A 10,745-nucleotide genomic window follows, 5' to 3' on the forward strand; every position below is an offset into this window, starting at 1 on the left:
TGGTTGTAAAGCGTCTGGCCGATCTCCCTCCTTGTGGGGGAGATGCCCGGCAGGGCAGAGGGGGGTGAGCCACACACTCCGACAGAATCTTCAGGCAATGCGCCGCAACCTCACCGCCGCGCCGCATCCTCCGCGCCCTCGCGCAAGGACGCATCCGCCACCTTCTGCGTCGTCACACTCAAGGCCGAAGCGTCCTTCATTTTCTTGGCGATAGAGCGGATCACACGCGTTGCCTCGGCCGAGAGCGAGCGCGGGCGGGTGAGCGCCGGCAAGGCGGGGGTGCTGGTGGCTGCGGCCGCCACTTCCGCCGAAGGCTGCGGGCGCGCGCCCGTCGGCAGCGGGTTCTGGATGCCGGGAATGGGCCGCAGTTCCATGCCCTGATGGGCGTAGTCCATCAGCCGCTTGAAGGCCATGGCCGGAAGCGCGCCGCCGGTCATGTTGTTCATCGGCGTGAAATCGTCGTTCCCGAACCAGACGGCCGTGGTGTAATTGCCGGTGAAACCCACATACCAGGCATCGCGATAGGCCTGCGAGGTGCCGGTCTTGCCGCCGGAAACGATGCCGTTATCCAGCGCGCCACGCCTTGCCGTGCCCATGACCGGGATGGTCACCAGCATCTGGTTCATCTTCGAATTGGCGTCTTCGGAAAGCACCCGTTTGGCGGGCGCTTCGTTGTGGCTGAAATCGTAGAGAACATTGCCCTCGTAATCCAGCACCTGCTCGATGCCGTGGCGGCGCGACTGCATGCCGTCGGCCGGGAACACGGCATAGGCGGTGGCCTGGTCGAGAACGGTCACTTCCGAAGTGCCGAGCGGAATGGTCTTGTCGCTGCGCAGCGGTGTTGCGACACCCATGGCCTTGGCCGTGTCGACGATGACCTGCGTGCCGAGCACGTCCTTGGCAAGACGCACGGGCACGGTGTTGTAGGACTTGGCGAGCGCCATCTGCAGCGTCACCTTGCCGGCATAGGAGCGGCCGTAATTCTGCGGCGACCAGCCGCGCCAGGTCACCGGCGCGTCGGAGATCAGCGTCTCCGGCTTCATGCCCTTTTCCATGGCGGCCGAGTAGGTATAGACCTTGAAGGAGGAACCGGGCTGGCGCAGCGCCGCCGTGGCGCGGTTGAACTGGCTTTCGCCATAGTCGCGCCCGCCGACCATGGCGCGCACGCCGCCGCCGTTCTCGATCATCACCATCGCGCCCTGCTTGACGCGGTAACCTTCGCCGAATTCGCGCAGGCCCATTTCCATCGCCTGTTCGGCCGCCTGCTGCAGACCGGTATCGATGGTGGTGCGCACGACCACGGTATGGTCCTTGAACTTGCCCTCGGCGGCCAGCCGCTGCACTTCGTCGAAAGCCCAGTCGAGGAAATAATCCGGCGCCTTCACATCGGCGCGGTCGATGACGGTGGCCGGGTTGCGCCGCGCGCCGATGACCTGACCCTCGGTCATCAACCCGCTCTGCACCAGGTTGGAAAGCACGGTGTTGGCGCGTGCACGCGCGGCGGGCAGGTTGACATGCGGCGCATATTTGGCCGGCGCCTTGAACAGGCCGGCCAGAATGGCGGATTCGGCCAATGTCACATCGGTCAGGTTCTTGCCGAAATAAAATTGCGCCGCCGCCGCCGCCCCGAAGGTGCCGCCGCCCATATAGGCGCGGTCGAGATAAAGGCTGAGGATTTCCTTCTTCGACATGTTGGTCTCGAGCCACAGCGCGAGGAAGGCTTCCTTGATCTTGCGCTCCAGCGAGCGCTCATTGGTGAGGAACAGGTTCTTGGCGAGCTGCTGCGTCAGCGTCGAGCCGCCCTGCACCACGCCGCCGGCGCGGGCGTTTTCGCTCATGGCGCGGGCAAGGCCGATGAAATCGATGCCGAAATGGTCGAAGAAGCGCCGGTCTTCCGTCGCCAGCACCGCCTTGATGAAATGATCCGGCATCTGGTCGATCGGGACGGAATCCTCATGAATGATGCCGCGATGGCCGATGGTATTGCCGTAGCGATCGAGGAAGGTGACGGCGAAATCGCCGCGATAGCGCCAGTCCTTCTTGGTTTCCTCGAAAGCGGGCATGGCGAGCGCCAGAAGCACGACGGAACCCGCCGTTCCGAAGGTCAGCGCGTCGCAGGTGAGGTTGACGAGAAGCTTCTTCCAGCCGCGCACATGCAGCTTGCGCGAGGCGATGGTGACGTCTTCCCAGAAATCCACCAGCCTTGCCGCAGCCGTCCACAGGCCGGAGTCGATGAAGCTATCGATCCGGAGCAGGATGTGCCGTTTTTTACGGCCTTTTTTATCGTCTTTTTCTTCCTGCACCTGGCGATGTTTTCCTGTTCAACGCAACGCGGCCACCGATATGTCTGCCGGATATTCTACGCTTCGACCCATTCCCGACGTAAAACCGTGGCATGGTTATGTCGGAAGTGCTTGACGCGGCGGCCTTTCGCGGGCCAATGACCCCTCTGCCGCCTGCCAATATGCTAAAATATCGTACAAACCAGCCGTTGGCGATACGATATAAAGGATTAGGGACCGGTTAAACGCTCCCGTCCAAGAGATCAAAATGAAACGGAAATGTTAACGATGAATGACGCGCCGTTCTGGAAAACCAAATCGCTGACCGAGATGACCGGCGAGGAATGGGAAAGCCTGTGCGACGGCTGCGGCCTGTGCTGTCTCAACAAGCTGGAGGACTGGGACACCGGCGAAGTGGTGTTCACCTCGGTTCGCTGCGTGCTGCTCGACGGCGAGAGCTGTCGATGCTCCGATTACGAAAACCGCCGCGCCACCGTGCCGGACTGTATCCAGCTCGACCTGAAGAAGGTGCATGAGATCGGCTGGCTGCCGCCCACCTGCGCCTATGCGCTGGTGCGCGACGGCAAGGATCTCTACTGGTGGCACTATCTCGTTTCCGGCGATACGGAAACGGTGCATCAGGCCGGCATTTCCGCCCGCGGCCGCACCGTCAGCGAGGCCGATGTGGATGTTGACGACTTCGAGGATTATGTGGTCGACTGGCCTCTGACAGTGGGTGAGACGGTCGGCGAGAGGGCGGGCGAAAAGGAACGGACGTGACGGAAAACGTCTATTTTCGTTTTGGTCCTATTCCTGCCCCATCGTTCCCTTAAGGCAGTGTCGCCCGAAAGCGTGTCACGGTTTCGGGGTACGACTTGTCTGAAATCAAAGACAGCTTCCGGCCATTCCGGCAAATGATCCGCAAAAGCGGACGAGGGACATCAAAACGCATGCGCTATCGGCTGCCCGCCATCGTTCTTTCATGCCTCGCCCTTCCGGGGCTCCTGCCGTTTTCCGCTGACGCCCAGCAACAGCCCCAGGCCTTCGAATGCACGCTGGTCACCTCCATCGAGACCGGCGCCATCATCAACCAGCAGGGCGCCTGCGACCAGCGCGTGGCGCCGGCCTCCACCTTCAAGGTGCCGCTGGCGCTGATCGGTTACGACGCCGGCATTCTTCAGGATGAAAAGACGCCCGCCTGGGACTGGAAACCCGGCACGGAGGCGCGCGCCTCCGACCGCAAGACGGTCGATCCCTCGATATGGGAGCAGGATTCGGTGCTGTGGTATTCGCGTGAAATCACCCGCCGCCTCGGCCCGGAAAAATTCGCCGCCTATGTGAAGCGCCTCGGTTACGGCAATGCCGATGTTTCCGGCGAGCCGGGCAAGAATAACGGCCTGACCCATTCCTGGCTCGGATCGTCGCTGACGGTCTCGCCGGTGGAGCAGGTCGGCTTCCTCCGCCGCCTTCTGGCCGGCAATCTGCCCGTCTCGCGCGATGCGCAGGCCAAGACCAGGGCAATCGTGCCGGTCTTCGATGCGCCGGAAAGCTGGGCGGTGCATGGCAAGACCGGCACGGGCTACATGCGCGATGAAAAGGGCAATCTCGACCGCAACCGCCCCTTCGGCTGGTTCGTCGGCTGGGCGGAGCGCGAAGGCCAGCACATCGTCTTTGCGAGATTGCGCGTTTCCGACAAACCGTCCGACGAGCCGCTCGGCCCCGCCGTGCGCGATGCCTTCCTGCGGGATATTCCCCGTCTGGCCGTGCACCGGTAAGTGCGCAGTCGGCATGACCTCTGCCGGAAAAGGAAAAGCATATGCCGGACGCCTCTCGTGACGTCATCACGATCTACAATGAACACGGGGTCGATTTCGACAGGCAGCGTGGACGCTCCCTTGCCGAAAAAACCTGGCTCGACAGGTTCATCTCGCTTTTGCCGAAGGGTGCGTCCATTCTCGATATTGGCTGCGGTTCCGCTGAGCCGATCGCCGGCTACTTCATCGCCAGCGGTTACGATGTCACGGGAATCGATGCGTCCCTGCCGCTGGTCGAGCTTTGCCGGAAGAGATTTCCCGGGAACCTCTGGGCGGTTGCGGATATGCGAAAGCTGGCCCTCGGCCGCCGCTTCGACGGGTTGATCGCGTGGCACAGTTTTTTCCATCTGACGGTGGAGGATCAGCGCCGCATGTTCGGCATTTTCCACCAGCATGCCAATGACGGCGCGGCGTTGATGTTCACGGCCGGACCGGATCACGGGGAAGCGATCGGCACCTTTCAGGGCCGGCCGCTTTATCATGCGAGCCTCGCACGCGATGAATATGAAAGCCTGCTCGCCGCGCACGGTTTCCGGCTTCTCGATCATGTCGTCAACGATCCCGAATGCGGCGGCGCCACGGTTTATCTGGCGAGACGTGTCGCCCTCTGAACGCGCCTGGCAGGCGTCGCCCGGTAGCGGGTCCACAGATTGTATGATCGTGGCGAACGCCCTTTTTTGCAGCGGGGGGCTGCACTCACGATTGTGTGTTCAACAAAAAAGTTTCCGCTTCCCTTGACCTTCCCATCATGGGAATCTCTACATAGGGTCTCGAAAGGGGATTTCCCATGAACGAGACAGTCAAACACGCCCATCGACATGAACCGGTTTCCATTCCCGTGGAAGGCATGACCTGCGCTTCCTGCGTGCGGCGGGTGGAAACGGCCGCGGCCAAGGTGCCGGGTGTCATGTCGAGTTCCGTGAACTTCGCCACGAAGAAGCTCACCGTCGAGCCGGCCGAGGGTTTTTCGGCCAGAACGCTTGGCGCCGCCATCAAGAAGGTCGGTTACGATATCGCGCCGGAGCGTCACGAATTTGCGGTGGAAGGCCTGCGGGGCGAGGCTGAGGCCGAGCGGCTGAAGGCCGTTCTGGAAGCGGTAGCCACCACAATCGCCGTCAAGGTCGACGCTGCCTCCGGCAAGGCCTCCGTGGAAACGATTGGCGGCCGGCGTGAACGGGATGCGCTTGTGGAAACGGCAAAGCTCGCCGGTTTTGCGCTGAAGACGCCGACACCGCACGACCATTCCGCCCACAACGGTCACGGCCAGCACCATGGACATCATCAGGGCCACGGCCAGATGGCGGCGGGCGAGGCCGGCGGCCACGACCATATGCAGCATGCCGGCGAAGAGGGTGCGCTGAAGCGCGACCTGACGATTGCCGCGATCCTGACCGCACCGCTTTTCGTGCTGGAAATGGGTGGGCATCTCTATGAGCCGATGCATCACTGGCTGATGAGCATCATCGACACTCAGAACCTCTATTATATCTATTTCGCACTGGCGACCGCGGTGATCTTCGGGCCGGGCCTGCGCTTTCTCAAGACCGGTTTTCCGGCCCTGCTGCGCGGCGCGCCGGAAATGAACTCGCTGGTGGCGCTGGGTGTCACGGCGGCCTATCTCTATTCCGTGGTGGCAACCTTCGCGCCCGATCTGCTGCCGGCAGAGGCGCAATTCGTCTATTACGAGGCGGCCACCGTTATCGTGACGCTGATCCTCACCGGACGGCTTCTCGAAGCCCGCGCCAGCGGCCGCACGGGAGACGCCATCCGCAAACTGATGAGCCTGCAGGCAAAGACCGCCCGGGTGGAGCGCGACGGCGCTACCATCGATATTTCCCCCGAAGACCTCGTGGCCGGCGATATCGTCGTCATCCGTCCCGGCGAAAGGCTGGCGGTGGATGGCGAAGTCGTCGAAGGCTCCTCCTATGTCGATGAATCCATGATCTCCGGCGAACCGGTGCCGGTGGAAAAAACCATCGGCGCAACGGTAGTCGGCGGCACCATCAACAAGACCGGCGCTTTCAAGTTCAAGGCGACCAAGGTGGGCGCGGATACCATGCTGTCGCAGATCATCCGCATGGTGGAGGAGGCGCAAGGATCCAAGCTGCCGATCCAGCTGCTGGTGGACCGCGTCACCGCGCTTTTCGTGCCTGTGGTCATAGCAATCGCTGTCCTGACCTTCATCGTCTGGGCGATCTTTGGTCCCGAGCCTGCCTATACTTTCGCGCTGGTCAATGCCGTGGCGGTGCTCATCATTGCGTGCCCCTGCGCCATGGGTCTCGCCACGCCCACCTCGATCATGGTCGGCACCGGCCGGGCGGCGGAGCTTGGCGTGCTGTTCCGCAAGGGACAGGCGCTGCAGGAACTGCGTTCGGCGCAGATCGTCGTGGTCGACAAGACGGGCACTGTCACCAAGGGCCGCCCGGAACTGACCGATCTGGTGGTTGCGGAAGGGTTTGCCGACAACGAGGTGCTGGCGCTGGTCGCCGCCGTCGAGGGCCGCTCGGAACATCCGATTGCCGAAGCCATCGTCCGGGCCGCAGAAGAAAAGAATGTGGCGACCCCTGCAGGACTCGAACCTGCGACTGTCGAAAACTTCGAAAGCGTGACGGGTTACGGCATCGCCGCCACCGTCAACGGTCGCAGGGTCGAAGTCGGCGCGGATCGTTACATGGCCAAACTCGGCCATTCCGTGGATATCTTCGCTGAGGCCGCCGCAAGGCTGGGCGATGAGGGCAAGACGCCGCTTTATGCCGCCATCGACGGCAGGCTGGCGGCCGCGATTGCGGTTGCCGATCCGCTGAAACCCTCGAGTGTCACCGCCATCAGGGCGCTGCAGGCGATGGGCATCGAAGTGGCGATGGTGACGGGCGACAATGAACGCACGGCGAATGCAATCGCCCTGCAGGTCGGCATTTCCCGCGTGGTGGCCGAAGTGCTGCCCGAGGGCAAGGTGAAGGCGATCCACGAGATGCGCGCAGGCGGCAAGGTGCTGGCCTTCGTGGGGGACGGCATCAACGATGCGCCGGCGCTCGCCGAAGCCGATATCGGCATCGCCGTCGGCACGGGAACGGATGTCGCCATTGAAAGCGCCGATGTGGTGCTGGTCGGCGGCGATCTTCTGGGCGCAGTCAACGCCATCGAGATGAGCCGGGCGACCATTCGCAACATCAAGGAAAACCTGTTCTGGGCCTTTGGTTATAATGCGGCGCTGATACCGGTCGCGGCGGGCGTGCTTTATCCGGCCTTCGGCATCACGCTGTCGCCGATGATCGGCGCGGGCGCCATGGCGCTGTCCAGCGTCTTTGTTCTTGCCAATGCGCTGCGGTTGAAACGGGCGAAGGTGGCCCATCGGGAGGTGACGTCATGAATATCGGCCAGGCATCGGAAGCATCGGGCGTTTCCGCCAAGATGATCCGTTATTACGAGCAGATCGGCCTCATCACGCCGGCCGCCCGCACCGGCAATAATTACCGGGTCTATGGCGAGCAGGACGTGCACAATCTGCGCTTCATCAAGCGGGCGCGCACACTCGGTTTTTCGCTCGAAGAAACCGAGACGCTGCTGAAACTCTGGCAGGACAAGACCCGCGAAAGTTCGGCGGTCAAGGAAATCGCGCTCGTCCATATCGCCGATCTCGAGCAGAAGATCGCCGAGATGAAGAGCATGGTAAAGACGCTCTCCCATCTCGCCCATTGCTGCGGCGGCGACCACCGGCCCGATTGCCCCATCCTCGACGATCTCGCGGGCGCGGATAAGACCGACGCCAGACCCGCGCGAACCCACTGACCTTTAATGACAGCCGGCGCGACAATATTACGACCGGCCAGAAGGAGAAAACCATGAGTGCAACCACTTTCCTCATTCCGGACATGACCTGCGGCCATTGCGAAAAGACGCTGCGCGGCGCTCTCACGGAGGCGCTTCCCGGCGCATCCGTCAGCATCGACCTCGATGCCCACAGGCTGACCGTGACGGGCGATGCCGCAACTGCGGAAGCGGCGATCCGCGAAGCCGGTTATTCGCCGGAACGAGCGGGTTGAAGCATTTCGTCTCTGGAATGAGCAGGAGAGATATGCTACTGAGTAGCATCGTCTTTCCTGTGGAGAGGTAACCACAATGTCCGTCAAGGCGTCAGTTTCCATCTCCGATCAGCAGGACAGCTTCGCCCGCAGGCTGGTGGAGGAAGGGCGTTATGCCAGCCTCAGTGCCGTCGTCCAGCGTGGGCTGGAACTGCTCCGGCAGGAAACGGAACTGAAGGACGCCGAACTTGCCGCGCTTCGCGATTTACTTGTCGAGCGAGGGCAGGGCGATTTCGTTTCCGCGGAAGACGGCAAGGAAAGAACGGCAGCGATGATCGCAGCCAAGAAGGCCGGCTATGGCCTTTAAGGTCCTGCGCTCGATACAGACGGATCAAGACCTCGGCCTCATTCTCGATCATCTCATCCAGTCCTATCTCGACCTTGGCGACGCCTTGCCTGGGGCTTTTGCGCGCGCTGCGCGACGCGTCGGGTCAATTGAAGCGGATATGGAAGCGCTTCACAAAGCGCCTTTTCAGGGGACATTATTGCCCGAAATATTGCCCGGCCTTCGCCGGGTAACGAAAAATCAGGCTGTTTTTTATTTCGATGTCGATGAGGGTGAAAAGACCGTGCGTATTCTTGCGGTCTTTTTCGGCGGGCAGGATCATCTACGCCATATGCTCACGCGCCTTTCGTCCCGTCGCGCCCTGAATCTTCCCTAAACCTCGTCGAAAGCCCCGCCCTCCCGCGAAGGATTGCGGTCGATCACCCGTTCTTCGGCATCGTCGGGCAGGGCCTCGTCGCTTTCCTGATAGGGATCGTCCTCGCTCTCTGCCTCTTCTTCCTCGATTTCCTGTTCGATGGATTGCGGAATTTCTCCCTTGGCGGGAAGGGCGTCGATATCAAGATCGAGCAGGTCCTCATCCATGGCGTCTTCGTTGCGGGGCAGGATTTTCTCGCGGTCCATGACGGTGTCCTTTCTGTCCGTTCATTCCACAAACGGCCCGGAGGCGCGAAGGGTTCCTGCTGCCGCTGAATTCCGTCAGGCCGGATTGCGTGAAAAAGCCGTCTTGACCTCAATGGCGCTTGAGGTTCTAGTTTGCCCGCCGTACCCGAAAAAATGGAAAGGATACGGTTTTGTCGAGTATGGAAATGACGGAGAAAAACGGCTGGAGCGAATTGCTGAGCGGGGCGAATCTCTCGCTTCTGACCGTCATTTCCTCCGGTATCGGCCTGCACGCTTTCAATCAGTTCGCGGTGGTGACGGCCTTGCCCGTAGCCGTCAACGAAATCGGCGGCGCTGCCTTCTATAGCTGGGCCTATAGTCTCTATTTCGTCGGTTCCGTCGCGGGCGGCGTCACCGCCGTCCTGTTTCGCGAGCGTTTCGGCGCGCGCGCCGTCCTGCTTCTGTGCTGCCTGATCTTTTCGCTCGGTTCGGTCCTCTCGGCAATCGCCGGTGACTTTTTGTGGGTCGTCGTCGGCCGCGCCTTGCAGGGGCTGGCGGACGGGCTGATCGTCGCCGTGTGCTACAGCCTCATTCCCGCCGGTTTCCGCTCCGGCCTGTTGCCGAAGGTCTTCGCCATCGAGGCGGCGATCTGGGCGGTCGCCTCCTTCATCGGCCCGCTGACCGGCGGTTTCGCCACCGAACATATCTCCTGGCGCGCTACTTTCCTGCTGTCGGCGCCTCTGATCCTGCTGCTTCTGGCCTATACCGCCATTGCCGTCTCCGCCGAGCGGCCGGTGGCGGCGACGCGTAAACCGCTGGTGCCGTTGGCTCTTTGCCTTGTCGGCGCCCTGGCGTTTTCCGCGCCTTCCGCCTTCGACGATGCGAGCCTGCGCGCTCTTTCCCTGCTGGTGGGCGCGGCGCTGCTGTGGGCCTCGCTGCGTGCGGGCATCCGGCCTTCAATCGGTCTTTTCCCGAAGGATTCCTTTCGGCTGAAGACGGTGCTCGGCAGCGGTTTCTGGGTGCTGTTCCTGATGTCCTATGCCCATGCGCTGGGCAGCGTCTATCTTGCTTATGTCGCCATCAATCTCTGGCGGCAGGAACCGACCTTTGCCGGTTTCATCGTGGTGACGATGCCGCTTGCCTGGAGCTTCGTGGCGATGCTGATCGGCAGCCTGCGTTCTGCCCGCCTCCGGGAGATTTGCCTGCATTACGGCCCCTACCAGATGGTGCCGGGCTGCGCGCTGCTGGGGCTCGGGCTCGCGACCGGCAACTGGGGAGAAATGCTCGTCGGGCAAATTCTGATAGGCTCTGCCTTCGGCATGTCATGGGCCGGCATCAGCCAGGCCGCCATGGAGGCCGCGCCGGAAGAGGAACGCAAGATGACGGGTGCGCTTCTGCCGACGGTCGCTACGCTGGGCGCCGCCGCCGGTGCGGGCGCCAGCGGCACCGTCGCCGCTGCCACCGATCTGGTAGGGCAGATCGAGCGGGCGGATGTGACGATGCCGATGCTTTATCTCTATGGGCTGGGTGTGCTCGTATCGCTGCTGGCGATCATGACCGCCAGCGGGTTGCGGGGCGAAAGGCACTAGGTCCAATCGACATTCAGGATTCAATTAAGCTCTGATATGTGATTCATAGAACTCTGGATTTTGTCATCTGGAGTTTTCGTCATGCCGAAACC

11 protein-coding genes are annotated in these 10,745 nt (G+C 62.1%); 9 read left to right on the forward strand and 2 right to left on the reverse strand.

Features of this window, described 5'->3' with window-relative positions; genetic code table 11:
* Positions 1–110: 110 nt before the first annotated feature.
* Positions 111–2,303: a transglycosylase domain-containing protein gene (locus tag ACQZ5K_RS21340; RefSeq protein ID WP_065654209.1), complete on the reverse strand. Its 2,193-nt coding sequence runs from the start codon at positions 2,301–2,303 to the stop codon at positions 111–113.
* Positions 2,304–2,570: 267 nt separating this feature from the next.
* Here ACQZ5K_RS21340 and ACQZ5K_RS21345 point away from each other — a divergent pair, with 267 nt between their 5' ends.
* The 8 genes from ACQZ5K_RS21345 (at position 2,571) to ACQZ5K_RS21380 (ending at position 8,840) form a co-directional block, all read left to right on the forward strand.
* Entirely contained in the window at positions 2,571–3,062 is a 492-nt protein-coding gene (locus ACQZ5K_RS21345; RefSeq protein ID WP_003522310.1) for a YcgN family cysteine cluster protein, read from the forward strand.
* Positions 3,063–3,232: 170 nt separating this feature from the next.
* Positions 3,233–4,057, forward strand: a complete 825-nt coding sequence (gene blaOXA, locus ACQZ5K_RS21350; RefSeq protein WP_448741336.1) for a class D beta-lactamase — start codon at positions 3,233–3,235, stop codon at positions 4,055–4,057.
* Between the two features lie 41 nt (positions 4,058–4,098).
* Positions 4,099–4,707: a class I SAM-dependent DNA methyltransferase gene (locus ACQZ5K_RS21355; RefSeq protein WP_448741337.1), complete on the forward strand. Its 609-nt coding sequence runs from the start codon at positions 4,099–4,101 to the stop codon at positions 4,705–4,707.
* Between the two features lie 176 nt (positions 4,708–4,883).
* Entirely contained in the window at positions 4,884–7,466 is a 2,583-nt protein-coding gene (locus ACQZ5K_RS21360) for a heavy metal translocating P-type ATPase (protein ID WP_448741338.1), read from the forward strand.
* A complete protein-coding gene (gene cueR, locus ACQZ5K_RS21365) occupies positions 7,463–7,885 on the forward strand; it encodes a Cu(I)-responsive transcriptional regulator (RefSeq protein WP_149742211.1) in 423 nt (140 codons plus the stop codon). The genes ACQZ5K_RS21360 and cueR overlap by 4 nt, the downstream gene beginning before the upstream one ends.
* A gap of 53 nt (positions 7,886–7,938) precedes the next feature.
* The gene (locus ACQZ5K_RS21370) at positions 7,939–8,139 is read left to right on the forward strand and encodes a heavy-metal-associated domain-containing protein (RefSeq protein ID WP_080817386.1); all 201 of its coding nucleotides are present in this window, start codon (positions 7,939–7,941) and stop codon (positions 8,137–8,139) included.
* 76 nt (positions 8,140–8,215) lie between these two features.
* Positions 8,216–8,485, forward strand: coding sequence for a ribbon-helix-helix domain-containing protein (locus ACQZ5K_RS21375; RefSeq protein WP_003522316.1), 270 nt, complete (start codon positions 8,216–8,218; stop codon positions 8,483–8,485).
* Positions 8,475–8,840: a hypothetical protein gene (locus tag ACQZ5K_RS21380; protein ID WP_003522317.1), complete on the forward strand. Its 366-nt coding sequence runs from the start codon at positions 8,475–8,477 to the stop codon at positions 8,838–8,840. Before ACQZ5K_RS21375 ends, ACQZ5K_RS21380 begins: the two co-directional genes overlap by 11 nt.
* On the opposite strand, the gene ACQZ5K_RS21385 is transcribed toward ACQZ5K_RS21380, so the two are convergent.
* Entirely contained in the window at positions 8,837–9,085 is a 249-nt protein-coding gene (locus ACQZ5K_RS21385; protein ID WP_078051558.1) for a hypothetical protein, read from the reverse strand. The two genes, ACQZ5K_RS21380 and ACQZ5K_RS21385, sit on opposite strands and share 4 nt — an antisense overlap.
* Before the next feature lie 179 nt (positions 9,086–9,264).
* On the opposite strand from ACQZ5K_RS21385, the gene ACQZ5K_RS21390 reads away from it, so the two are divergent.
* The gene (locus tag ACQZ5K_RS21390) at positions 9,265–10,653 is read left to right on the forward strand and encodes an MFS transporter (protein ID WP_448741340.1); all 1,389 of its coding nucleotides are present in this window, start codon (positions 9,265–9,267) and stop codon (positions 10,651–10,653) included.
* Positions 10,654–10,745: the final 92 nt, after the last annotated feature.

The sequence above is a fragment of the Agrobacterium sp. 22-226-1 genome (genome assembly GCF_053522345.1).

Bases quoted from the DNA above. Each gene is read 5' to 3' on its own strand.
- ACQZ5K_RS21345 (WP_003522310.1), top strand. From the start codon at position 2,571: ATGAATGACGCGCCGTTCTGGAAAACCAAATCGCTGACCGAGATGACC.
- cueR (WP_149742211.1), top strand. From the start codon at position 7,463: ATGAATATCGGCCAGGCATCGGAAGCATCGGGCGTTTCCGCCAAGATG.
- ACQZ5K_RS21360 (WP_448741338.1), top strand. From the start codon at position 4,884: ATGAACGAGACAGTCAAACACGCCCATCGACATGAACCGGTTTCCATT.
- ACQZ5K_RS21370 (WP_080817386.1), top strand. From the start codon at position 7,939: ATGAGTGCAACCACTTTCCTCATTCCGGACATGACCTGCGGCCATTGC.
- ACQZ5K_RS21355 (WP_448741337.1), top strand. From the start codon at position 4,099: ATGCCGGACGCCTCTCGTGACGTCATCACGATCTACAATGAACACGGG.
- ACQZ5K_RS21390 (WP_448741340.1), top strand. From the start codon at position 9,265: ATGGAAATGACGGAGAAAAACGGCTGGAGCGAATTGCTGAGCGGGGCG.
- ACQZ5K_RS21375 (WP_003522316.1), top strand. From the start codon at position 8,216: ATGTCCGTCAAGGCGTCAGTTTCCATCTCCGATCAGCAGGACAGCTTC.
- ACQZ5K_RS21385 (WP_078051558.1), bottom strand. From the start codon at position 9,085: ATGGACCGCGAGAAAATCCTGCCCCGCAACGAAGACGCCATGGATGAG.
- ACQZ5K_RS21380 (WP_003522317.1), top strand. From the start codon at position 8,475: ATGGCCTTTAAGGTCCTGCGCTCGATACAGACGGATCAAGACCTCGGC.
- blaOXA (WP_448741336.1), top strand. From the start codon at position 3,233: ATGCGCTATCGGCTGCCCGCCATCGTTCTTTCATGCCTCGCCCTTCCG.